The 24324-nt window shown below is 64.1% G+C and carries 19 protein-coding genes; 12 read left to right on the top strand and 7 right to left on the bottom strand.

The features are described from left to right. Positions 1-276 precede the first annotated feature (276 nt). From AC5I5I_RS04610 to AC5I5I_RS04600, 3 genes are all read left to right on the top strand, one after another. Positions 277-960 carry a response regulator transcription factor gene (locus AC5I5I_RS04610; protein WP_495970351.1) on the top strand — a complete coding sequence of 228 codons (684 nt, stop codon included), beginning with the start codon at positions 277-279 and terminating at the stop codon, positions 958-960. A 58-nt stretch (positions 961-1018) separates the two neighbouring features. Then, positions 1019-2473 carry a sensor histidine kinase gene (locus AC5I5I_RS04605; RefSeq protein ID WP_495971126.1) on the top strand — a complete coding sequence of 485 codons (1455 nt, stop codon included), beginning with the start codon at positions 1019-1021 and terminating at the stop codon, positions 2471-2473. A 134-nt stretch (positions 2474-2607) separates the two neighbouring features. Then, on the top strand, positions 2608-5598 hold the full coding sequence (locus AC5I5I_RS04600) for a bifunctional [glutamine synthetase] adenylyltransferase/[glutamine synthetase]-adenylyl-L-tyrosine phosphorylase (protein WP_495971124.1): 2991 nt from the start codon (positions 2608-2610) through the stop codon (positions 5596-5598). 29 nt (positions 5599-5627) lie between these two features. Here the strand turns inward: AC5I5I_RS04600 and AC5I5I_RS04595 are convergent, their stop codons facing one another. Further along, positions 5628-7931, bottom strand: coding sequence for an ATP-binding protein (locus AC5I5I_RS04595; RefSeq protein WP_495970349.1), 2304 nt, complete (start codon positions 7929-7931; stop codon positions 5628-5630). 210 nt (positions 7932-8141) lie between these two features. Next, on the bottom strand, positions 8142-10781 hold the full coding sequence (gene pepN / locus AC5I5I_RS04590; protein WP_495970347.1) for an aminopeptidase N: 2640 nt from the start codon (positions 10779-10781) through the stop codon (positions 8142-8144). A 138-nt stretch (positions 10782-10919) separates the two neighbouring features. On the opposite strand from pepN, the gene AC5I5I_RS04585 reads away from it, so the two are divergent. Next, a complete protein-coding gene (locus tag AC5I5I_RS04585) occupies positions 10920-11885 on the top strand; it encodes a Bug family tripartite tricarboxylate transporter substrate binding protein (protein ID WP_495970345.1) in 966 nt (321 codons plus the stop codon). Positions 11886-12062: 177 nt separating this feature from the next. On the opposite strand, the gene AC5I5I_RS04580 is transcribed toward AC5I5I_RS04585, so the two are convergent. Then, positions 12063-12560: a hypothetical protein gene (locus tag AC5I5I_RS04580; RefSeq protein WP_495970343.1), complete on the bottom strand. Its 498-nt coding sequence runs from the start codon at positions 12558-12560 to the stop codon at positions 12063-12065. Between the two features lie 137 nt (positions 12561-12697). On the opposite strand from AC5I5I_RS04580, the gene dusA reads away from it, so the two are divergent. From dusA to AC5I5I_RS04555, 5 genes are all read left to right on the top strand, one after another. Next, on the top strand, positions 12698-13735 hold the full coding sequence (dusA, locus tag AC5I5I_RS04575; RefSeq protein WP_495970341.1) for a tRNA dihydrouridine(20/20a) synthase DusA: 1038 nt from the start codon (positions 12698-12700) through the stop codon (positions 13733-13735). Positions 13736-13780: 45 nt separating this feature from the next. Continuing rightward, complete coding sequence (locus tag AC5I5I_RS04570; protein ID WP_495970339.1) at positions 13781-14611, top strand: sulfite exporter TauE/SafE family protein; 831 nt, start codon at positions 13781-13783, stop codon at positions 14609-14611. Positions 14612-14625: 14 nt separating this feature from the next. After that, a complete protein-coding gene (locus AC5I5I_RS04565) occupies positions 14626-15495 on the top strand; it encodes a helix-turn-helix domain-containing protein (RefSeq protein ID WP_495970337.1) in 870 nt (289 codons plus the stop codon). A gap of 62 nt (positions 15496-15557) precedes the next feature. After that, positions 15558-15983 (top strand): VOC family protein, encoded by a 426-nt coding sequence (locus AC5I5I_RS04560; RefSeq protein ID WP_495970335.1) that lies wholly within the window; start codon positions 15558-15560, stop codon positions 15981-15983. Continuing rightward, positions 15980-16312 carry an MmcQ/YjbR family DNA-binding protein gene (locus tag AC5I5I_RS04555; protein WP_495970333.1) on the top strand — a complete coding sequence of 111 codons (333 nt, stop codon included), beginning with the start codon at positions 15980-15982 and terminating at the stop codon, positions 16310-16312. Before AC5I5I_RS04560 ends, AC5I5I_RS04555 begins: the two co-directional genes overlap by 4 nt. A gap of 10 nt (positions 16313-16322) precedes the next feature. On the opposite strand, the gene AC5I5I_RS04550 is transcribed toward AC5I5I_RS04555, so the two are convergent. The 3 genes from AC5I5I_RS04550 to AC5I5I_RS04540 all read right to left on the bottom strand — a co-directional run bounded on the left by AC5I5I_RS04550 (position 16323) and on the right by AC5I5I_RS04540 (position 18917). Next, the gene (locus AC5I5I_RS04550; protein ID WP_495970331.1) at positions 16323-17024 is read right to left on the bottom strand and encodes a TIGR02281 family clan AA aspartic protease; all 702 of its coding nucleotides are present in this window, start codon (positions 17022-17024) and stop codon (positions 16323-16325) included. 4 nt (positions 17025-17028) lie between these two features. Then, positions 17029-17247, bottom strand: a complete 219-nt coding sequence (locus tag AC5I5I_RS04545) for a DUF1289 domain-containing protein (protein WP_495970329.1) — start codon at positions 17245-17247, stop codon at positions 17029-17031. Between the two features lie 74 nt (positions 17248-17321). Further along, on the bottom strand, positions 17322-18917 hold the full coding sequence (locus AC5I5I_RS04540) for a sensor histidine kinase (RefSeq protein WP_495970327.1): 1596 nt from the start codon (positions 18915-18917) through the stop codon (positions 17322-17324). A 265-nt stretch (positions 18918-19182) separates the two neighbouring features. On the opposite strand from AC5I5I_RS04540, the gene AC5I5I_RS04535 reads away from it, so the two are divergent. Together AC5I5I_RS04535 and AC5I5I_RS04530 are read left to right on the top strand one after the other, a co-directional pair. Next, positions 19183-19794, top strand: a complete 612-nt coding sequence (locus tag AC5I5I_RS04535) for a glutathione S-transferase family protein (RefSeq protein WP_495970325.1) — start codon at positions 19183-19185, stop codon at positions 19792-19794. A gap of 202 nt (positions 19795-19996) precedes the next feature. Then, positions 19997-22015, top strand: coding sequence for a caspase family protein (locus AC5I5I_RS04530; protein WP_495970323.1), 2019 nt, complete (start codon positions 19997-19999; stop codon positions 22013-22015). A gap of 84 nt (positions 22016-22099) precedes the next feature. Here the strand turns inward: AC5I5I_RS04530 and AC5I5I_RS04525 are convergent, their stop codons facing one another. Further along, entirely contained in the window at positions 22100-22972 is an 873-nt protein-coding gene (locus AC5I5I_RS04525; RefSeq protein ID WP_495970321.1) for an NAD(P)-dependent oxidoreductase, read from the bottom strand. A gap of 142 nt (positions 22973-23114) precedes the next feature. Between AC5I5I_RS04525 and AC5I5I_RS04520 the strand changes: the two genes are divergently transcribed. Next, the gene (locus AC5I5I_RS04520) at positions 23115-24245 is read left to right on the top strand and encodes an Mrp/NBP35 family ATP-binding protein (RefSeq protein ID WP_495970319.1); all 1131 of its coding nucleotides are present in this window, start codon (positions 23115-23117) and stop codon (positions 24243-24245) included. The last annotated feature ends 79 nt before the right edge of the window (positions 24246-24324 follow it).

Raw genomic sequence — 24324 nt, 5'->3', positions numbered from 1 at the left:
AGGGACGGGCGCAAACCCGTCCCCACCAGACACGGGACCGGCGCAAGCCTGTCCAAGCCAAGCACGAGACGGGCCTCGAAATCCGATCTCGTGAACCTAACCCTCGAAACCCGGCTACCGTCGCCCCTGCCGGATCGGGGTCAGCTGAGGGGGTGGCGGAGTAGCGTTAAGAGTCGCCGCCCCCTCATGCCCATTCATTCAAATCCCGCCGAGCTTGCAAATTCCCTCGTAACAGGCGATTCCGTCCTGGATGCCGCCACGGGGCAACATGACATCATGCGCCTGCTGATAATCGAGGACGACCGCGACGCCGCGGACTACCTCGTCCGCGCCTTTCGCGAGACCGGCCACGTCGCCGACCACGCTGCCGACGGCGAGGAGGGTCTGGCGATGGCACTCGACGGCGATTACGACGTCCTGATCGTCGACCGCATGCTGCCGAAGCGTGACGGACTTTCCGTTATCGGCGAGTTGCGCACGAAGAAGGTCGAGACGCCGGTTCTGATCCTGTCGGCACTCGGCCAGGTCGACGACCGGGTCAAGGGCTTGCGCGCCGGCGGCGACGATTATCTCCCCAAGCCATATTCGTTCTCGGAACTGCTCGCGCGCATCGAGGTGCTGGCGCGCCGGAGAGGTGGCCGCAACGAGGAGACGGTCTATCGCGTCGGCGATCTCGAACTCGACCGGCTTTCGCACAGGGTCACGCGCGGCAAGGACGAGGTGGTGCTGCAGCCCCGCGAATTCAGGCTGCTCGAATATCTGATGAAGCATGCCGGTCAGGTGGTGACACGGACCATGTTGCTGGAGAATGTCTGGGACTATCACTTCGATCCGCAGACCAACGTCATCGACGTGCATATCTCCCGCCTGCGCTCCAAGATCGACAAGGGCTTCGCGCAACCGCTCCTGCATACGATCCGCGGTGCCGGTTACATGATCCGCGACGGGTCGCGGACCTGACGCTCGTCGAGGGCGCGGGGTGCTTTTGAGGCGCGGCAGAGCGGGCGCGCGGTTGATGATGACGGCGCTGGGCAAGCTGTTTCGAACGACGGCGTTCAAACTGACGCTCGTCTATCTCACCGTGTTCGCTTTGTTCGCGGTGTTTCTGCTCGGCTATTTCGCTCTCAACACCAAGCGGCTGTTCACCGAGCAGGTGACCGAGGTGGTCAATGCCGAGATCACCGGGCTCGTCGACCACTTCAACGCGGGCGGAATCCGGCGACTGACGCTGGTCGTCGAAGCGCGGTCCCGCCGTCCCGGTTCAAGTCTCTACCTCGTCACTACGCCCGCGGCTGACGGACTTGCCGGCAATGTCGGCTCGTTGCCGACCGGCGCAATGGACAAACAGGGCTGGACGGAAACCATCTACCGGCGGATCGAGGAGGGCGATAGTTCGGATCTTCATCGGGCGCTGGCGCGAGTCTACCATCTTCCCGGTGGGTTCAAGCTTCTGGTGGGGCGCGACCTCGACGAGCGGGACCGGCTGTTCCAGGTGGTTCTCGATGCCGGCAAATGGTCGGCCGCCGTGGTCATCGTGCTTGGGTTGATCGGCGGTTTCTTCGTCGCACGGCGCGTGCTCGCCCGTGTCGACGCAATGACCGAGACGACGCGCACGATCATGGGCGGAAATCTTTCGGGCCGTTTGCCGATCGCCGGCAGCGGCGATGAGATCGACCGTCTCGCGCATAATCTCAACGAGATGCTCGACCGGATTGAGGCGCTGATGCGGGGGCTGAAGGAAGTCTCCGACAATATCGCGCATGACCTGAAGACGCCGCTCACCAGGCTGCGCAACCGTGCAGAAGAGGCATTGCGAACGGCCAGCAGCGAGAAGGATTACCGCGCGGCGCTCGAAGGGACGATCGAAGAGTCGGATTCGCTGATCAAGACCTTCAACGCGCTGCTGATGATCGCACGCGCCGAATCCGGCCAGGCGCGCGACAACATGCTCGACTTCGATGCAGCGGAAGCAGCCCATGGCGTCGGCGAGCTCTACGAGCCGCTCGCAGAAGAGCAGGGCTTGACGCTCGATGTCGATGCGCCGGGCGCGGTGCCGCTACGGGGCAACCGCGAACTGATCAGCCAGGCTCTCGCCAATCTCGTCGACAACGCGATCAAATATGCCGGGCCTGCCGCAAGGGCCAGCGGCACGCCGTCGAGCGTAACGGTATCGGCCCGCAACGAGGGCGACCGGGTGTTGCTCAGTGTCGGCGATCGTGGCCCGGGGATAGCGGAGGGCGACCGCAGCCGCGCAGTCGAGCGTTTCGTCCGGCTGGAAAAGAGCCGCACAATTCCTGGATCCGGATTGGGACTCAGTCTTGCTGCCGCGGTCGCGCGGCTGCATGGCGGCGAATTGCGGCTCGAAGACCATGCACCGGGTTTGCTTGCCGTTCTGGTGCTGCCGCGTGGTGGGCCGCAAGCCGCCGCAACCGCGCCGGTTCCCGGCGCCGCGGACGATCCGAACAGAGCATAATCACCGCGAGCATGCCTGCTGCGAGTTTGCGGCGGTGCACCAAAAGCGGATAATGAGTGAGGCTGCTGTGCGAGATGTCGCCGCGTAGCCGTCGCCTCTCCCAATTTGCCGCAAGCTGGTCTATGCCCAAGCCGATGATTCAAGGCGCGGCTGCCGGGCAGCAAATCACCGAAGACTTTTCGTCCGCCGGCACCCTGGCTGCGCGGATTGTCGATGTTCCATTTCTGCCCGAGCCGGAACAGAGCCTCGCGAGGCTGGAGGACTGGCGGTCCGGGCTCGGCGGAGCGCCTGAAGCAGAGGCGCTGCGCGCGATTTTCGAAGCGTCGCCAAGGGCGCGCGATCTGATCGCCGGCCTGTTCGAATATTCGCCCCATCTCACCGATCTCGTCCGCGCCGATGCCGGCCGGCTGGTCCGGCTTCTCGGCGTCAATCCCGAAAGCCATCTGCAGGGCTTGCTCGCAAATGTCGTCGGTGCGCTGTCCGCAATGTCCGACGAGAGCGAGGCCATGGGGTTGCTCCGGCGAACCAAGTCGGAAGCCGCACTACTGCTCTCGATCGCCGATATCGGAGGCGTCTGGCCAGTGCTGCAGGTCACGCGCGGACTGACCGAGCTCGCGGACCGCATGGTGCAGGGCGCGGTGCGCTTCCTTCTCAACGATGCGGTGCGGCGAGGCCGGCTTACGCCCGCCGACCCGGCCGAGCCCGAGCGTGGCTCCGGCTATATTGTGCTTGCCATGGGCAAGATGGGTGCGTTCGAGCTGAATTACTCGAGCGATATCGATCTCATCGTCTTCTACGATCCGGAGGCGCCCGCAATCCCGGATGAGACCGAGGCATCCGCGCTCTACATCCGGGTGACTCGCGGGCTGGTGAAGCTGCTGCAGGAGCGAACCGCCGACGGCTACGTGTTTCGCGTCGACCTGCGGCTGCGCCCGGATCCCGCCTCCACCCAGGTGGCGATCTCGGTTCCCGCGGCGCTGGATTACTACGAACATCGCGGCCAGAACTGGGAACGCTCGGCGATGATCAAGGCGCGTCCCTGCGCCGGCGACATCGCCGCGGGCGAAACGCTGCTCAAGGCGCTGTCGCCGTTCGTCTGGCGCAAATATATGGATTTCGCCGCGCTGGCGGACATCCACGCGATGAAGCGGCAGATCCACGCCTATCGCGGTCATGGCGAAATCGCCGTCGCCGGTCACAACATCAAGCTCGGTCGCGGCGGCATCCGCGAGATCGAGTTCTTCGTCCAGACTCAGCAATTGATCGCCGGCGGCCGCCATCCCGAGCTGCGCGATCTGCGTACACTCACCACGCTTGCTGCACTCGCCGATGGGCAATGGGTCAGCGGCCTGGCCGAGCGCGAACTCGAAGCGGCCTATCTGTTCCTGCGGCGCGTCGAACACCGGCTGCAGATGGTCGCGGATGAGCAGACCCATACCTTGCCGGCCGGCGATTCCGAGCTTCAGAGATTCGTGCGTTTCCTCGGCTACGACGATACGCCATCGTTCTCGGATGTGCTGCTGCTCCACCTGCGCAATGTACAGCAGCACTATTCGCGGCTGTTCGAGCCGGTGGTTCAGGCTCCCGAAACGACGCTGCAATTTCTTCCCGATCAGGATAGTCGCGATACACTGGATCGCCTTTCGGCGATGGGATTTCGCAATCCGCTGGAAATCTCGGAACTAGTGCGGGGCTGGCTGGGCGGGAAATATCTTGCGCTGCGCAGCGAGTTTGCCCGCGCTCAACTGCGCTTGTTGGTGCCCTCCCTGATCGAGCACTTGGCGCGCAGCGAAAACCGCGAGCAGGCGGTTCTCTCCTTCGACAAATTCCTGGCCGGACTGCATGCGACGGGCGGCGCGCGGCTGATCTCACTGCTCCTGCAAAACCCCGATCTGCTGGCGCTGGTTGCCTTGATGCTCGGCACCGCGCCGCGGCTTGCCGATATCCTCGCCCATCAACCGCAGGTCATGGATGCGCTGATCGATCCGGCATTTTTCGGCGCGTTGCCCGATACGGATACGCTCGGCAACGAGTTGGCCCGCTCGCTCGACCAGTCCGTTTCGTATGAGGACATGCTGGACCGGCTACGCCTGTTCGGGCAGGAGCACATGTTCCTGATCGGCGTGCGCATTCTTTCGGGCACGGTTTCGGCGGAGCAGGCGGGAGAGGCTTTCGCGCGGCTTGCCGATGTGATCATCAGGGCGTTGCATCGTCAGGTCGAAGATCTTTTTGCCAAGACGCATGGCCGGATCGCCGGCCAGAAGACCGCGCTGCTGGCGCTCGGCAAGCTCGGCGGGCGCGAGATGACCGCCAGCTCCGATCTCGATCTCATCCTGGTCTACGATTTCGACGACGAGCATCCTGAATCGGACGGCGTGCGCCCGCTATACGGTGCGCAATACTTCGCGCGCCTGACCAAGCGGCTGGTCTCGGCGCTGACGTCGCGGACGAATTACGGCGCGCTCTACCATGTCGACATGCGGTTGCGGCCGTCCGGCCGTTCGGGGCCGGTTGCGACCAAGCTCGATTCCTTCCGCGACTATCAAATGACCGATGCCTGGACCTGGGAGCACATGGCGCTGACGCGCGCGCGCGTTGTGTCCGCTGCACCGGAATTCGGCGAAGCGGTCGAGGCGCTGATCCACTCCGTGATCGCACAGGAGCGGGACGCGCGAACGATCGCCGGCGACGCCTACGAGATGCGGATGGCGATCGCGACCGAAAAGGGCGAGGCCGATCGCTGGGACCTCAAATATGCCGCCGGCGGCCTCACCGACATCGAGTTCATCGCGCAATATCTGCAACTCGTGCACGCCGCGCAACATCCGGAGATTCTCGATCCCTCGACGGCGCGTGTGCTCGAACGCGCAGCCCGGATCGGATTGCTGTCGGCGGAAGATTCCGAGGTGCTGCGTCCGGCGGTTCAGCTCTATCAAAATCTCAGCCAGATCCTGCGGCTCTGCCTGTCGGGCGCATTCGATCCGAAAAAGACCGATCCCGGTTTGTTGAGGCTGCTGGCGCGCGCAGCCGACGTTCCGGATTTCGCAACGCTCGATGCCTATGTGATCGAGACACAGGCGCGGGTGCGAAAGCGCTTCGAGGTGCTGCTCGGCCCCGGGGATTAGGTTCGCTCCCTGGCGACCCAGCCATAAGCTCAGAGCGGCAGAAGCTGTTGAGCCTCGGTTTCGTCGAAGACCCGCCGGCCAGCAGGAAGGCGCACGAGCACCGTCGTGCCGCGTCCGGGCACCGAGCGGATGCGCATCATGCCGCCATGCAAGGCGATCAGGGACTTGGCAATGGCAAGGCCGAGTCCCGAGCCGTGCTGGGTTTTGGTCAGCTGACTTTCGACCTGTTCGAAGGGAACGCCAAGCTTTTGCAACGCGTCCGGCGCAATACCGATTCCCGAATCGCTGATCGCGATCGACACGCAGCCGCCGGCGCGACGTCCGCGTACGGACACATGGCCGCCGGGACCGGTGAACTTGACGGCGTTCGACAGGAGGTTCAGCGCGATCTGTTTGAGCGCGCGCCGGTCCGCGAGGGCGATGATATCTGGTGCAATGCGCGAAGACAGCGTCAGCCCTTTTTCTTCCGCTCGCGTGGATACCACCCGCAATGAATCGGAGAGAATATCCTCGATCACAACGTCTTCAAGCTCGAGCTTCATCCGCCCGGCCTCGATTTTCGACATATCGAGGACGTCGTTGATCACGTCGAGAAGGTACTGCCCGCTCTGATGGATGTCCCGACAATATTCATGGTATTTGTCGACACCGAGCTTGCCGAACATTCCCTTCTCCATGATTTCGGAGAAGCCGATGATCGCATTGAGCGGCGTCCGTAGTTCGTGGCTCATGTTGGCCAGGAATTTCGACTTGGCCTGATTGGCGTCTTCTGCCCGGGTTTTTTCCGCCGCATATTTTTCGGCGAGATCCTGAAGCTGTTGCTTCGATTGACGCAGATCCTCGACCGTCGCCAGCAGGCGGGTTTCGCTGTTCTTCAGCTTGCGTTCGTGCTGCTTCAACCGGGTGACGTTGGTGCCGACCGAAACATAGCCGCCGTCCTTGGTGCGCCGTTCACTGAACAGCCAGTGGCCGTCATCCAGTTGCGCCTCGAATGACCGGGCGCCGGGAAGATCGGGGCTGACCAGCGACACATTGCCGAGCTGAAGATTTTCGCGGCCGGCAGCGAGCACGCTCTCGTAGGTGGCGCCAGGGGTTACGAGCTCGTCGGGCAGCTTGTGCAGTTCCTGGAAATTCGAATTGCACAGCACCAGCCGGTTGTCGGAATCCCACAGCACGAAGGCCTCCGGAATGGTTTCGATCGCGTCGCGCAATCGCATGTCGGCTGCGGTGGTGCGCTCGACCAGGGTCTTCTGCTCCGTGACGTCGACCGCGATCCCGATCAGATGCAGGCCGGGTTCGCCCGGCTGGCGGACCACCTCGCAGCGCACGCGCAGCCACACCCAGCGGCCGTTGGCGTGCAGCATGCGGAAGTCGTGATCGATCGCATTCAGCTTCGCATCCGCGACCTGGGTGGCCAATTCGTAGAGGTCGATGTCGTCCGGATGGACGTATTTGTTGATCTCGCCGAAGGTCATCAGGTCGTCGCGGGCGTCCAGCCCGAGGATTGCGAACATCGAGTGTGACCAGAAGATCCGGCCTCGTGCGAGATCCCAGTCCCACAGCCCGCAGCGTCCGCGATTGAGCGCAGTATCGATGCGGCTGCGGACGGTGTCGTAGATGATGTCGGCTTCGCGGGCGCGGGTGGCCTGCCAGTGGAAGGCGAAGCCGAGGATCAGCAGGACAAAGCCGGTGGTTGCCGACAGGGTAACGGTCAGCGCGGTGTCGGAACGCCAGGACGCGAGCGCGTCGTTGCGACGCTGATAGATCGCGATCTGGCCGAGCGGTTCCTGCATGGCGCGGGCTGCAGCCAGTGCGCGCTTGCCGTCCGGCAGCCGGATATCCATGACGCCGGCGCCGGCACCGAGGATGGTGAGAGGCGTATCCCCGAGAATGTCGGTCAGTGGCCGTCCGGTAAAGCCGGCGCCATGCGGGGCGGCGGCGATTATCATGCCTTCGGGGCTGGTCACCAGGATCTGGCGGCCGGCTGCGGTGGTGCGCGGTGTGCGGGCCATGTCGAGTTCGGTCTGCACCCGGCGCCAGACATTGGCGCGGTCGCCCTTGAGCGGGCGCTCGAGACGCTGTGCCAGCACTTCCGCGATGGTCTCGATGTCCTTGGATGCATCGGCCAGCGCGCTGCGGCGATGATCCAGCACCTGCACGAACGCACCGATCGCGATCGTGATCAGGAAGGCGATGATGAGGGCGGGGACTGCGCGCCGCAGAGCCGGCTCAGCAGTCAGCAGTCGTCTGTAAGCGGGCTTTGCGATCGACTGCGCCAATCCCTTGATGGAATCGGAACGCGCAGACGCGTGCGCGGTATCGGCGCGCGCCATGAATATTGCCCCCATGTCGGATTGCTGCCCCTAAAACAACCCATGACCGGGAGGATGTGTGCCGCATCGCGTCCCGAATCGAGAATCATAAGAATCGATGCTGGGTGATTTGTCGAGAGTCCGCGGAGTCAAGAACGTAAATAATTTACTAACATTCCCGCGCTCGCGCCGGACTTCGCGCAAAGCGAGTCCGGCCGCGAGCAGGCAACTTCAATTCGGTGCCAGTGCGCGATTGACGATGTCGCTGACATCGGCCGACAGCGTTGACGCGGTGGCGATCCGCCGCAATGCCGCTTCGGCCTTGCCGCGCCGCACACTCTCAAGCGCACGCCATGACCGGAAGGCTGTCGCGAGGCGTGCGGCCACCTGAGGATTCTTGCTGTCGAGCGCAAGCACCAAGTCTGCGACGAACTCGTAGCCCGCACCGTCGGCGCGGTTGAATTGCGTTGCGTTGCCATGCGCAAAAGAGCCGATCAGCGCGCGGACGCGGTTCGGATTGTTCATGGAAAAAGCCGGATGGGCCGTCAGCTCACGGACGCGATCGAGCGTACCGGCTTCCGGAATCATCGCCTGCAAGCCGAGCCACTTGTCGATGATGAGCGGGTCGCTCTGGTAGCGCTGATAGAAGTCGCGCAGGGCCTCGGTCCGTTCCGGACAATCATGGAATGCGAGCGTCGCCAGCGCGGTCATCCGGTCGGTCATGTTGTTGGCCTGACGGTATTGCGTCATCGCACGCGCGATGGCCGCGGGTTGGCCGGTTGCCGCCATCAGATCGAGCGCAGCATTCTTGAGCGAACGCCGGCCCGCACTGGCGGCATCAGGGCTGTAGGGCGCGCTGCTGGCGAGCTTTTCATACGTGGCGGCCAGAGCCTCACCCAGCGCGCTGCCGATAACGGACCGCAAGTGCGCCCGCGCGGCGAAATTCGCCTGCGGATCGACGTCGCGGCCGAGGTCGCGGGCGATGTCGGATTCGGTTGGCATCGTCAGCGCCAGCGACACGAAGGCCGGCTCGAGCTTTTTGTCGTCCAGGATGGCGGCGAGGGCGGCCGTCAGACCGTCGTCGGTTTCCGCCGGCTTGCCGGCTCGGAGCAGGCCGACGTTCTTGAGCAGCAACCGCGTCGCCAGGGTCTGCAAAGCCTGCCAGCGATTGAACGCGTCGGAGTCACGCGCGGCGAGCCGGTACAGATCCTCGGCCGACAGATTGGTGGTGAGTTTCACCGGGGCGGAGAATTCGCGGTTGATCGAGAGAACCGGACGCTCGGACACGCCCTCATAGACGATGGTTTGCGACGGCCCGGTCAGGGTGATGACGTCGCCGGTCGGTTTGCCGCCGACCTGGAGCGGCAGGTCCGCGCCATCGGCGCCGACCAGCCCCAGTTTCAGCGGGATCACCACCGGCTCCTTCACCGGCTTGCCCGGTGTCGGCGCCAGCGATTGCGACAATTGCAGCGTATAAGTCCTGGCGGCCTGATCGTATTGTCCGTCGGCGATCACGTCCGGAGTACCGGCCTGCGAGTACCAGCGCATGAATTGCGACAGGTCGCGGCCCGAGGCATCGGCGAAACAGCGCACGAACTGCTCGATGGTGGCGGCTTCGCCGTCATGCCGATCGAAATAAAGGTCCATCCCCTTGCGGAACGCGTCGCCGCCGAGCAGCACGCGCAACATGCGAATGACTTCCGCGCCCTTCTCGTAGATCGTGGTGGTGTAGAAGTTGTTGATCTCGTGATAAAGCTCGGGCCGCACCGGATGCGCGAGCGGACCCGCATCCTCGACAAACTGGTGTGAACGGAGATTGCGCACATCGCCGATCCGCTCCACCGCGCGCGAGCGCATGTCGGCAGAAAATTCCTGGTCGCGATAGACCGTAAGGCCTTCCTTCAGGCAGAGCTGGAACCAGTCGCGGCAGGTGATGCGATTGCCGGTCCAGTTGTGGAAATATTCGTGAGCGATGATCGCCTCGATTGCGGCGAAGTCGCCATCCACCGCGGTTTCGGGCGAGGCCAGCACATAGCGATCGTTGAAGACGTTCAGCCCCTTGTTCTCCATCGCCCCCATATTGAAGTCGGACACCGCGACGATCATGAAGATATCGAGATCGTATTCGCGGCCGAAGGCTTCCTCATCCCAGCGCATCGAGCGCTTGAGTGCGTCCATTGCATAGTCGCAGCGGTCTTCCTTGCCCGGCTCGACATAGATCCGCAGCGTCACCTTGCGGCCGGACATGGTAATGAATTCGTCTTCGACACAGCCGAGTGTGCCGCCGACCAGCGCAAAAAGGTAGGACGGCTTCGGAAACGGATCGTGCCACACGGCATAGTGCCGGCCTGCCGGCAACTCACCGCTTTCGATCAGGTTGCCGTTGGCCAGCAGCACCGGTGCCTGCGCTTTGTCGGCCTCGATCCGGGTGGTGTAGACCGCCATGACATCGGGGCGGTCGGGGAAGTAGGTGATGCGGCGGAAGCCTTCCGCCTCGCATTGCGTGCAATAGGTGTTGCTCGACCGGTAAAGGCCCATCAACTGCGTGTTGGCGGACGGATCGACGGTGGTCTCGATGGTCAGCGTGAACGGACGCTGCGGCGGCTGCGCGATGGTGAGGCGATCCGGGGTCGCGACGAACGAAGCCGCCGGCAGCGGCTGGCCATCGACGAGGATAGAGTCCAGCGTCAGGCCGTCGCCATCGAAGACGATGGGGGCGGGCGCCGTGTCCGGATTGGGCCGCAGGCGAAGTTCCGAGCGGACCCGGCTTGCGGTCGGATGCAGTGAGACGTCGAGCCGAACCTCGTCGACTAGCCAGTCGGGAGCGCGATAATCCTGAAGACGAACGGGGCGGGCCTGCTCGGTGCGCATGGAGGGGGCACTTCTTTCGATAAGGTGAAAATTGCAGTCGATTTTGTATCAGGTTGTGACCTGCATATCCGGATTTTGTGTGACCTGATAGAAGGGCCCCAGCCGGCGGGAGCCGGAGACAAAAAACGGGAGGAGTTCATGCGGAAGTTCTGGTCGGCGCTGTTTGCAGCGGCCGCCGTTTTGTTTGTGTCGTCCGTCGCGTCCGCGCAGCAGGGCTATCCGAATCAACTGGTGCGGATTGTGGTGCCGTTCTCGGCCGGCAGCGCCACCGATCTGCTGGCCCGCGCGGTGGCCGACAAGCTCGGCGAGAAGTGGAAGCAGCAGGTGATCGTCGAGAACCGCCCGGGGATCGCCGGAACTGCGTCCGTCGCGAAAAGTGCGGCGGACGGCTACACCCTGATGCTGACCTCGAACGGGCATACGGTTGCAGGCGTCCTGAACAAGAGCCTGCCATTCGATCCGGTAAAAGATTTTGCCGGCATCACACCGGTCGCCTCTGTGCCGCTGGTGCTGATCGTCAATCCGGAACTGCCTGCAAAGACGTTGAAGGAACTCATCGATCTCGCCAAGTCAAAACCCGGTACGCTGAATTTCGCATCTCCCGGCCTCGGCTCGACCACCTTTATCGCGGGCGCGTTGTTTAAGGATGCGGCGAAGCTCGACCTGGTGCATGTGCCCTACAAAGGCGCGCCGGAATCCAACATGAGCGTGGTGCGCGGCGACTCCCACATGTATTTCACCCCGGCCAGCACGGCCCTGGAGCTTGTGCAGTCGGGAAAGGTTCGTGCGCTCGGCGTCGCGACAGACAAGCGGGTCGAATCGATGCCGGATCTGCCGACCCTGAAGGAGGCCGGACTTCCGGGCTTCGTCTATGAATCCTGGTTCGGGCTGTTGGCGCCGGCCGGTACGCCGGCGGGGGTCATCGAAAAGATCAACAAGGATACGGTCGAGATGCTGCAGGACAGGGCCTTGCAGGAGCGCATGGCAAAGCAGGGCGGCGTGGTGGTGGTGACCTCGACACCCAAGCAGTTCGACGAGACCATCAAATCGGATACCGAGCGTTATACCAAGATCTTCCAGGACGCCGGCCTCGCGGCGAAGTAAGCCCGCGCACCACTATAGGATCCTGGACGCCGGGCCGCTTGTGCGGTCCGGCGTTTTTCGTGTTTGGCTCTTCAACGGGGCGGCCCGGCATCCAGATGCGGGCGGACCCTTCGTTCGATGACGGATTGCGCGCGAAGGCGGCCCATGCGGGATCGACTATGCGTTGAGGGTGGAGGTTCAGCGCCGCCTGAAACCGATATAGCCGCCGTCGGCATCGTACAGCATGTCGAAGCCATTGAGCAGGTGGAAGCTGGTATTGACGAAGGTGCGGTCGTCAGCGACGCGCAGATGCGTCGTCGATGGCGCGAGCAGAGAGCCGTCGTCGACCGTGAAGCGATACAGATGAAATCCGGCTTCCGGTCCGCCGACGCCGATCGACACCTCGGTGCCGGGCGCGAGCGATCCGGCTTGCCCTTGAGTCTGCGACTGCGGCAGCGTGATGAACATCGCCGACACGCCGGTATCCATCAGCATCGTGCCGCAGGCGGGCGGGGTCTGTCCGTTGATCGAAATGCAGGCCGGCAGAGGCGCCCAGTCCGGGCGGTCGGCAGCGCGCGAGAGCTTGATATAGCGGAAATCGCCCTGCGTGTTGGCCGGCGTCAACCCGATATGGACGCCTTGCGGCGACAGGATATAGCCGCGCCGTCGTTCGGCGCTCGAGCCAGCGATCCGCAACAGCGGATTTTTGTCCGGCGTGCTCTGGCTCTGGTGATCGCCCTGGCGAGCGGGAACTTTCCGGGTTGCGAAAGGAGGGTGGGGGCACCATAAAGCCCTCAGGTACAAAGACCGTTCGGCAAACCGCTCGACTTGTAATGAACAGCCCGGCACCTCAGGTTCCCGCGGACAGCACGCTGCAGGCGCGGCGTTTTTCCGTTGCACCCATGATGGACTGGACCGATCGTCATTGTCGGTCCTTCCACCGTCTGCTGACGCGCCATGCGCTGCTCTATACCGAGATGGTCACCACCGGCGCGATCCTGCATGGCGACCGGCAGCGGCTGCTGCGCTTCGATGCGGCAGAGCATCCGGTGGCGCTGCAACTCGGCGGGTCCAATCCGCGCGATCTCGCTGAGAGCGCCCGCATCGTCGAGGATTTCGGCTACGACGAGGTCAATCTCAATGTCGGCTGCCCGTCCGATCGCGTGCAGGACGGCCGCTTCGGCGCCTGCCTGATGGCGGAGCCGCAACTCGTTGGTGAATGCGTCGCCGCGATGAAGCAGGCTGTCCGCATGCCGGTTACCGTCAAATGCCGCATCGGCATCGACGAGCAGGATCCCGAAGCTGCGCTCGATGCGCTCACGGCAGCGGTCACCTCGGCAGGCGTCGATGCGTTGACCGTCCATGCCCGCAAGGCATGGCTCAAGGGTCTGTCGCCGCGCGAAAATCGCGATATCCCGCCGCTCGATTACGGCCGTGTCTACCGGCTGAAGGCCGCTTATCCCGATCTGCATATCTCGATCAATGGCGGGGTCGGCTCGATCGAAGCCGCACGCGATCACCTCTTGCACGTCGACGGCGTCATGATGGGCCGCGCCGCCTATCATGAGCCGTGGCGGCTGCTCGCGGCCGATCCCATCCTGTTCGGCGGGGATGCAACCTTCGCCAACCCGAAACAGGCGCTGGAAGCGTTTTTCCCCTATGTCGAACGCGAACTCGCGCAGGGCACCCGCCTGCATGCGATGACGCGGCATGTCCTCGGGCTGTTCCATGCCGTGCCCGGTGCGCGCGCCTTCCGCCGCCACATCGCCGTTCATGCCGTGAAGCCCGATGCCGGCATAGCAGTCCTGCGCGATGCGCTCGCGCTCGTGATGGACACCGGCGCGCCGATGCCGCACACCGCTGCGGCCTGACGCCGGTCGGAGCTCGTTGCCCGGCGTTTCCCCGGAGTAGAGGATATGTTCGGTATTCCCGCCGGCGAGCTTGCCTTGCTTGCGCTCGCGATCGTCATCGGCGGCGTCCTGACCGGACTCCTGGCCGGCCTGTTCGGGGTCGGGGGCGGCGCCATTATCGTGCCGGTGCTGTACGAGATTTTCCGCATTCTCGGCGTTTCCGAAGACATCCGGGTGCAGCTTTGCGTGGGCACCTCGCTTGCGATCATCATCCCGACCTCGATCCGCTCTTATCTGGCGCATCGCGCGCGGGGCACGCTTCCGACGGGCGTGCTGAAAACCTGGATCGTGCCGATCACGGCGGGCGTGATCGTCGGCAGCGTCATTGCGGCGGTGGCGCCGGCGCCCGTGTTCAAGAGCTTTTTCGCCGTCATGGCGTTTCTGCTCGGTCTGAAATTCCTGTTCGCGAAGGATAGCTGGCGGATCTCCGATACGCTTCCGGGCCGGGCGATGATGTGGGTCTACGGTCTCTTCATCGGCTTCTATTCGGCGATGATGGGCGTCGGCGGCGGCGCGGTGTCGACCCTGATCCTCAGCCTTTATGGCCAACCGATCCATACCGCGGTGGGCCTGTCGGCGGGGGTCGGCGTGATCATTTCGCTGATCGGCACTGTGGGCTTCGTCATCGCCGGGCTGCCCTATCAGGCGCTGATGCCGCCATTGTCGATCGGCTATGTATCGCTGCTCGGCGTGGCGCTGATGGCGCCGGTCAGCGCGCTGGTCGCGCCTTACGGCGCCCGCATTGCGCATGCATTATCCCGGCGCAAACTGGAACTCGCGTTCGGGATTTTCCTATGGATCATCGCAATCCGGTTTATCGTGAGCCTGCTGCCTTAGGCTGAGCTTGAGCGATGACGGATACGCCGACCCTCGCGCAAACCGATCATGTGTCGGAATACGGGCGCTGGACCCTGTTCCGGCGCAGGCCCCGTCATGTGCTTGCACCTTACGTGCATGAAATTCAGGGCTATTTCGAAGAGGGAGGCGATGCCATCGTGCGGCGCGAGGTGCCGTCCGGTGTGGTCCCGCTCATTATCGTGTTCGGTCCCGGCTTCACGTTGTGGGATCGGGAGGCTCCGCGATGGCGCCGCCTCGACCGCAGTTTCATCGCCGGGCTACACCGTCACCACTCGCTGGTCGGATCAGCAGGCCGCGCGTTGTGCATGCAGGTCGATTTCACCCCATGGGGCGCGCGCCGATTCCTGCGCACTGACATGGCCGAGCTTGCCGACAGGGTGGTCGACCTCAACGAACTGACCGGAGCATTCGCTGACCGGCTGGAGGAGCGGCTGGCTGAGACCGAAAGCTGGGAGGCGCGCTTCGATCTGGTCGAACGCGCGATCATGCAGCGTATCGGAGAACGTGATGACGAGCCTCTTGCGGCGCAGGCGTGGAGCCGTCTCGCAGCGTCGCATGGCGGGCTGGCGATTGAACATCTGGCACGCGATCTCGATTGCAGCCGAAAGCATCTCGCGATGCTGTTCCGGCGTCATGTCGGCTTGCCGCCCAAAACCATGGCGCGCATCTTTCGCTTCGAGCGGGCGATGCAGCGTCTTGCCGCCGGCCGCTTTCGGAGCCTCGCGGATCTCGCGTCGGATTGCGGCTATGCGGATCAGGCGCATTTCAACCGCGACTTTGCCAGGTTCGCCGGCGAGACGCCGCGCGTCCTCAAGGGGCATATCCTCGCCGACGGAACCGGCGTGATGGCGGATGGACGGTAACAAACGTTCAAGACCGGACGGTGTCCCTGACTTACTCCTTCGCCGAACCGAAGGAGAAAATCATGTCACCGGAAAATGGCAGTACCGTCGTCCCGTGTCTGACTTATCGCAACGCATCGCGGATGATCGACTGGCTGTGCGAGGCGTTCGGGTTCAGACGCCACGCGGTCTACGAGGACGGCGCGGGCGGGATCAGCCATGCGGAACTGACGCTGGGCAACGGCATGATCATGCTGGGATCGGAGCGAGAAGAGGGCGCCTTTGCCATGGTTCAATCGACACCAGCGAAACTCAAGGGCACGACGCAGAGTCCCTATCTTGTGGTGGCGGACGCGGACGACGTGCACAGGCGGGTCGCAGCGATGGGCGGCGAGATCGTGATTGCGATCGAGGACAAGCCCTATGGCGGCAGGGCGTTCTCGTGCCGCGATCCGGAAGGGCATCTGTGGAATGTGGGCACCTACGATCCGTGGGCCCGACCTGCATGACGGTGCGCGCAACCGATCTGCGGCGCATCGCGCTATCGCTGGACGGTACGATCGAGGCGCCGCATGTCGATCGCGCGGCCTTCAAGGTCAAGCGGATTTACGCGACGCTTGCGGCGGATGAACGAAGCGCCAACTTCAAGTTCACGCCCGAAGAGCAGGAATTCAAATGCATGCTGGCGCCGCATGCATTCCAGCCTGTCGCCGGCGGGTGGGGACGACAGGGATGGACCACGGCCACGCTGTCGGAACTGAACCTCGCCGAGCTGCGGCAGGCTCTTGAAATCGCCTGGCGGAACGCCGCGCCGGCGCCACGGAAGCGAAAGCGTTGAGGCGGGCCCTTTAGGGGTAGCCGCGCATGATCAGCTTGTCGCCGCGAACCTCCCAGCTTTCGAGCCGGTTCAGGAAGCTCATGCCGAGAAGGCTGGTGCGTAATTGTCCGGGCTGCGCGATCAGTGCCGGCACCGACCGTTCGACCAGACCGCCGACGCTGACACTGTCGAGGGTAACGGCGGCGGCGCGGGTCTTGCCGTTCGCGGTATCGACGACGACGCTGTAGCTCAGCACTTCGAGCGGCAGACCGGCGGCCTTGGCGGCTTCTTGCGTCAGCACCACGGCGCTCGCGCCGGTATCGAGCACCATGGTAACGGGTCCGCCGTTGACGCTGGTCGAGACGTCGAAGGATCCGCCGCGGCCGCGTGCGAATTCGACCACGCGGCCCCGCGATGCCGCGCGTCCTGGCACCATCTCCGCCATCACCCGGTCGTAGACCCCGCGCAACTCGAACCGGTAGGTGTAGCCGAGCGCCAGCGCGAGGCCGATCACGACCCAGACCAGCGCGATCTGCAACGCCTTGCCGATGCTTTCGCGGAACACCACGAGCGCGCTGCTGCCGAGAAATACCAGCAGCGCGATCTTGAGCGCGAGCGAGGCGAAGTCGTCGGTCGTCAACGGTCCGACGGTGCCGGCGTCGTGCCGTGCGATCAGCACGATGGCCGCCAAGCCAAGGCCGACCAGCAGGAGCCAGAATATCGGGCTGCGCAATGGATTATTCCTTCAGGCCCGGGCCGGCGCGCTTGGTCATGGACAATGCCGCGCGCGACCCGATGGCCGCGATTCGATCCGGCAACAATGCCATGACGCGGCGGCGCTCGCCCTCGGACATGGCGCCCCAGCCGGCGATTTCATCGATGGTGCGGCCACAGCCACGACACAGCCCGGAACCGGGCTCGAGCGCGCAGACCTTCAGACAGGGCGTTTCGATCAAGCGGGTTTGTCGCTGGCATGGGGAGGATAATGGGCTGCAACATATGGCCGGGACAGCGAAAGGCAATGCGGCGGTTATTCGCCGGTCTTGCCCGCGGCCGCTTTGCCGGTCGCGGTCCTGCTCGCGCCGCCACCCCGCTCGATCGCCAGGTGGGGCAGAGGTGAGTCCTTGGGCTGCAACGCGGGCGAGGGCTCCGACAGCGGCGCCAGCGCCGCCATGATTCGTTCCGGCGGCAACGCAATGATCACCTCGGTTCCGACGCGCAATTTCGATTTCAGCGTGAAGCTGCCGCCATGCAGGTCGACCAGGCTCTTGGCGATCGGAAGGCCGAGGCCCGCGCCCTGTTCGGCGGACTTGATCGCGTTCGATCCCTGCCCGAACGATGCCAGCACCACCGGGATTTCGTCTTCGGGAATGCCGGGGCCGCTGTCCTTCACGCTGATATATTGACCGCCGGACGCGGTCCAGCCGATCTTGATCCAGATGTCGCCGCCCTGCGGGGTGAACTTCACAGCGTTGGACAGAAGGTTCAGCGCGATCTGGCGGATCGCGCGTTCGTCCGCCCATACCCGCGGCAGATCCGGTTCGAACACCTCGTGGATGGTGATCTTCCGGTTCTTGGCGCGCAGCTTCATCAGGTGATGGCAGTCCTGCACGACGGTGCCGAGCGAGATCGCTTCCTCGTTCAGCTCGTAACGGCCGGCCTCGATGCGCGACAGGTCGAGAATTTCGTTGATGAGGCCGAGCAGGTGCTGGCCGGAATCGTGGATGTCGTTCGAATAGTCCTTGTAGGCGGCGACCGTATGCGGTCCGAAAATCTCGTTCTTCATCACCTCGGAGAAACCGAGAATGGCGTTCAGCGGGGTGCGCAACTCGTGGCTCATCTGCGCCAGGAAGCGCGACTTTGAGATATTGGCCGCCTCGGCGCGATGGCGCGCCTCGTCGGAAATGGTCTTGGCCTGTTCCAGTTCGCCGATCAGCATGTCCTTTTCGGCGCGGGCCTGCAGCGTCTGCAGCGCGGACGAATAGAGGCGGTGCGCCAGCAGCAGGAAATAGCCTTGCGCCGTCACCGCCATGGTCGCCAGAATGTAATCGTGCAGATTGCCTTTCAGGGCGAAGTTGACCGCGACCGCGCCGGTCACCGGTACCGTTGCGGCGAACACGGCAATCGGCAGCGAGAAAGCCAGCATGCTGGCCACCGCAACAACCAGCAGCATCACGAACAGCATGAATGTGCCGGTGTTGTCCGATACCCCGACCGGCTGTACCAGAATGAACATCCAGGCGAGGCCGAAGAAAAGGTCGAGCAGCACGAAGCGGATGCGCCACGCCTTGACGCTCACGTCAACCGGCGGTGTCGCAAGGAACTGACGGCACTTCGTCACCATGACCGCATGGATCAGCAGCACCGATGCGGTCCAGATGCCGGCGGCGGCCGCACCGGTCCACAGGCTGGACAAAAAGCCGACGGTTGCGACCAGAAGCAGGACGACCAGGGAGGCGGACAGCCGGTTCTGGGCGAACATCCGCAACAATTCGTAGTCGAAGGCCGGGCTCGTACCGCTGGTCGAGGTCAGCCGGTCGCGCGCGTCCCGGACCCGCTGCGACGCCGCACGCCGCCGCTTGGCGGCAGCTTCTTCCCGTGCGTCGCTCGCGTTACTTGTGGTCATACGCGGACCTGAAAGACTTCCCAGACAGACCGTCGCCTCGAAACCGCAATTCGCCCTGATGCGTGGCAGACAAGGCGCGAAAGCCGGATTCGAGGGAAGGCTAGCAACTCATTGATTCCGATGTGGGTTGGGCCAGGAAAAGCCCCCGGCGCCGAGGCGGAGGCGCGAGCGGGGATTTCTGAACCATCACACTGGTCAAGCTCGCTGAAAAACCTTAAGGGCAACCTTAACCAGCTCCGGAAACCGGACTAACCGAGGGTTACACGTGCGGCTCTATGACGGCGGCCGAGCGCCCAATCCGCGGCGCGTCCGGGTGTTCCTAAAGGAGAAGGGGATTTCGGTCCCGATCGCGCCTGTCGACATGGGTGCGATGGAGCACAAGTCGGACCAATATGCCGCGGTCAATCCGCTGCGGCTGGTGCCGGCCCTGCAGCTCGATGACGGGACCGTTATCACCGAGTCGATTGCGATCTGCCGGTATTTCGAGGCGCTTCAGCCTGAGCCAGCGCTCTTCGGAACCGGTCCGGTCGAAATCGCGCTGGTCGAGATGTGGCAGCGCCGGATCGAACTGCACCTTCTGGCCGGCGTTCAGCAGGTGTTCCGGCATCTCCATCCCGGCATGAAAGATCACGAGGTCCCGCAGGTGGCGGCTTGGGGCGAGGCCAACAAGCCGCGGGTGCTCGAATTCCTCGCCCTGCTGGACCAGGAGCTGGCCCATCGCCGCTTTGCCGCAGGAGACCGCTTTTCGGTCGCGGACATTACCGGGCTGATCGCCCTGGATTTCATGCGGGCGGCCAAGCTGTCGGTGCCTGCGGAGTTCACCCACGTCGGGCGCTGGCATGCAGAACTCGCGGCCCGACCCAGCGCCAAAGCCTGATCGGCGACTTTCATTAAGCCTCTGATTGCATTTGTCTTTTTGTTGATCTTGCGGCAGGGCGCTCCAGCGCTGCAGACCTACGCACGAAGGTGTGACCGCGCGCGGACGCTCCCAAGCCTCCATCGTCATCCCGCCGGTGAACCCGGCCCCTAGCGCCTGCGACGAACCTCCAAGTCATTACATTTTGCTCATGGAGGACGTCATGTTTCGGAAGGGGTTCGCGTCGTTCCTGATCGCCGCCGCCGCCACGGCGGCCCTGTCGACCTCCGTGACCGCCCAGGTCCGGACCGCTGCGCTGCAGTCGACCGGCTTTCAACTCGCCCAGGCAGCCCAGGCTGAGAGCCGGGTCGCGCTGGTCATTGGCAATTCCGCCTATCAGGTGAACAAGCCGCTGAATAATCCGGTGAACGACGCCCAGGCGGTGTCGCAGATGCTGAACCAGGCCGGGTTCGAGGTCGTTATGGCGTTCGATCTGACCCGCGATATCATGAAGCAGACCGTCGAAGAGTTCGCCGCCCGCGTTCTCGAAAAGGGTAGCAACACCGTCGCGATGGTCTATTACGCCGGCCACGGCATCCAGGCCGACGGCGAAAACTACCTGATCCCGATCGACGCCAAGTTTTCCGACGAGGACGACCTGCCGGAGCAGGGCGTGAAGCTCGCCGATGTCGTCGCCGCGCTCGAGGCAACCCAGACCAAGGCGCGGATCGTCGTGGTCGATGCCTGCCGCAACAACCCCTTCGGTGGCTCCGCCAACGACGACAATGGCGGCCTCGCTCTCGTCGACGCCCCGGAAGGCGCCCTGATCGCCTATTCGACGGCGCCCGGTACGGTGGCTTTCGACGGTCTGGGCAAGCACAGCCCGTATGCGGCGGCCTTCATGCGCACCGCGCGCACCCCCAACCTGCCGGTCGAGCAGGTGTTCAAGAAGGTGCGCCTGCTGGTCAACGACTCCACCGACAAGAAGCAGACCCCGTGGGACAGCGCGCGGCTCAACACCGAATTCGTGTTCTTTGCCAGTGCGGACGCCGCGGCTCCGGCGGTCGTGCCGGTCAGGGTCGCGGTGGCCGAGCTTGGATCACGTCCCGTGCGTCAGGCCTACGAGATCGCGATCGCGGAAGACTCCGAGGACTATTACGAGGAATTCGTCCGCGTCTACGGCGCCGATCCGCTCGCCGATCACGTTCGCCGCGTTCTCAACCGGCGCAAGCAGATGGTCGCGTGGCAGAACGTCACCCACCGCAATCGTCCCGAAGATTACGCCGATTTCGCACGCCGTTTCCGCAACACCGGTCTCGGGTTCCGGGCTCAGCGTCTGCAGGAGCGTCCGCGCCAGATCAACATCGCGTTCCCCCGCCGTGGCGAAGGCCGGTTCGGTGACGGCCGGTTCGGCAACGTGCGCATCAATATCGGCAACGACGGTCGTCGTCTGATCAAGCTTGGTGGCCGCGAAGGCTTCGGCAATGGCGGGCGGCAGGTCATCAATTTCGCCAATGTCGGCAACAACAATGGTCGTCCGGGCTTCAACCAGAATGGCGGCAACAATAACGGTCGTCCGTTCAACCAGAATGGCAATAACGGCAACAGCGGCCGCCCGGGTCAGAATGGCAATATCGGCAATGGCAACAACGGCAATGGCCGGCCGGTGATCAACCAGAACGGTCAGAACGGCAACAACAATGGTGGTCGTCCCGTCATCAACCAGAATGGCCAGAACGGCAATAACAACGGCGGCCGTCCCGTCCTCGGCCAGAATGGCAACAACGGCAACAACAACGGCCGTCCGGGCCAGAATGGCAACGGCAACAACGGTAACGGCAACAATGGCAACGGCCGTCCGGTGATCGACCAGAACGGCAACAACGGTGGCCGTCCGGTCATCAACCAGAACGGTCAGAACAACGGTCGCGTCATTCCCTTCCAGAACGGCAATACCGGGATCACCGGCCGCGGCCGGCCGAACCCGGCCAACGTGGCGGTCAATCAGGGTCGCCGGGACTTCCAGCCTCAGGTGATCCGTAACGAGCAATTCCAGCAGCGCGCCCCGCAGATCCAGCGCCAGAACGTTCAGGCGCCGCGCCAGAACTTCCAGCCGCGGGCTTTCAACGGCGGCGGCGGCGGTGGCAACCGGTTCGCAAGCGGCGGCGGCGGTGGTGGCAATCGCTTCGGTGGTGGCGGCGGCTTCGGTGGCGGTCGCGGCGGCGGCGGAGGACGCCGCTAGTCAGAGAGCCCGAAATACAGAGAAGGCCGGCGCAATGCCGGCCTTCTTCTTTTGCGAATAAGCGCAGGCGACCACGCAAAGCCGCTAGAAGCGGTCCAGGCGCGCGATCAGGCTCGATGTGTCCCAGCGCTTTCCGCCCATCGCCTGGACCTCGGAATAAAACTGGTCGACTAGCGCGCTGACCGGAAGATGCGCGCCGTTCCTGCGGGCTTCGGCGAGGCAGATGCCTAGATCCTTGCGCATCCAGTCGACCGCGAAGCCGAACTCGAATTTGCCTTCGGCCATGGTCTTGTAGCGGTTCTCCATCTGCCACGATTGCGCCGCGCCTTTAGAAATGGTGGCGATCAGCTTCTCGATGTCGAGCCCGGCCTTCTTCGCGAAATGCAGGCCCTCCGAGAGGCCCTGCACCAGCCCCGCGATGCAGATCTGATTGACCATCTTGGCGAGTTGGCCTGCGCCCGCGGCGCCCATCAGGTTGCAGGCGCGCGCGTAGGCCGCGATTACCGTCTCTGCGCGTCCGAACGGGCCGGCATCGCCGCCGCACATCACGGTCAAAACTCCGTTCTCGGCGCCGGCTTGCCCGCCCGAGACCGGCGCATCGATCACCTCGAAGCCGCGTTCCTTCCCCGCCTGGTACAATTCGCGCGCAATCTCGGCCGACGCGGTGGTGTGATCGACGAAGACCGATCCCTTTTTCATCGCGGCGAAGGCTCCGTCCGGCCCGAGCGTCACCTGCCGAAGATCGTCGTCATTGCCGACGCAGCACATGACGAAATCCTGACCCTCGGCCGCCTGTTTCGGCGTCGGCGCGCTATTTCCGCCGAATTCGGCGACCCATTTCGCAGCTTTGGCGCCGGTGCGGTTGTATACGGTGACCTCGTGACCGCCCTTGGTCTTCAGATGCCCCGCCATCGGATAGCCCATGACACCGAGACCCAGAAACGCCACCTTCGCCATTGAAGTCCTCCCGTCGATGCATTGGGGCGCTCGTCTGCTACCGATCCGCCGCCCGGTCCTTCGATCGGCGGCCAATGTGACGCCTTGTGCGCCCCCGTCAACCCGCCCTATCTAGGGCCTGAAAATCGGCGAGGAGACCGACGTGGCACCCACAAACGATCAGATCCGTGAGCGGCTTGCGGCCATCGCAGCGCCGGGCGGAGGGACGCTCGTCGATCGCGGCGTCCTGTCCGACATCGTGGTGACGGAGGGGAAGGTTTTCTTCTCGCTCAGCGTCGATGCGGCCGAGGTGAAGGCCTGGGAGCCGGTGCGCAAGCAGGTCGAGGACACGGTCAAGGCGATGCCGGGTGTCGTCTCCGCCATGGTGGCGCTCACCGCCGAGCGCGCGGGCGGTGCGAAAAGCGCGCCGCCGCCGCAGGCGGCTTCGCCAGCGAAGGGGCAGGCTAAAGGCGCGCCGTCCGGACCGTCCGGAGTTCCCGGCGTCAAGGCGATCATCGCGGTCGCCTCCGGCAAGGGTGGCGTCGGCAAATCCACCACTTCGATCAATCTGGCGCTGGCGCTGCGCGATCTCGGCCTGAAAGTCGGCGTGCTCGACGCCGATATCTATGGCCCGTCGATGCCGAAGCTGCTGGCGATCCGCGAAAAGCCGCAGACCGTGGGCGGCACGCGCCTGAAGCCGATCAGCCGTTACGATCTCCAGGTGATGTCGATCGGGTTCCTGATCGAGGAAGAAACGCCGATGATCTGGCGCGGCCCGATGGTGATGTCGGCGCTGACCCAGATGCTGCGCGAGGTGGAGTGGGGCCAACTCGACATCATGGTGGTCGACATGCCGCCCGGCACCGGAGATGCGCAGCTCACCATGGCGCAGCAGGTGCCGCTGGCCGGCGCCGTGATCGTGTCGACGCCGCAGGATCTGGCACTGATCGACGCGCGGCGCGGGGTCGCCATGTTCAAGCGGGTGAATGTGCCGATTCTCGGCGTGATCGAGAATATGAGCTATTTCGTATGTCCCAGCTGCGGCACGCGCTCCGACATCTTCGGTCACGGCGGCGCCAAGCACGAGGCGGAACGGCTGAATGTGCCGTTCCTCGGTGCCGTTCCCCTCGACATGACCATCCGCGAGACGTCCGATTCCGGGCTGCCGGTGGTTGCAACCCAGCCGGATGGACCGCATGCCAAGGTCTATCGCGACATCGCGCAGAAGCTCCGGGACTCCCTGGCGGGACCGGGGGCGGGGCGTGCGGCACCGAAGATCGTGATCGAGGCCTAATGGCGCACCATCTTGTCCTCTCGCCCCGCTGACGGCATTGTTGGCGGACGATATCCGGAATTCAGGGGAATGGAGGGGC

Source organism: Pseudorhodoplanes sp. (assembly GCF_059499825.1).
Note: the sequence above shows the minus strand (reverse complement) of the source record. Positions and strands in the feature narration are given on the sequence as shown.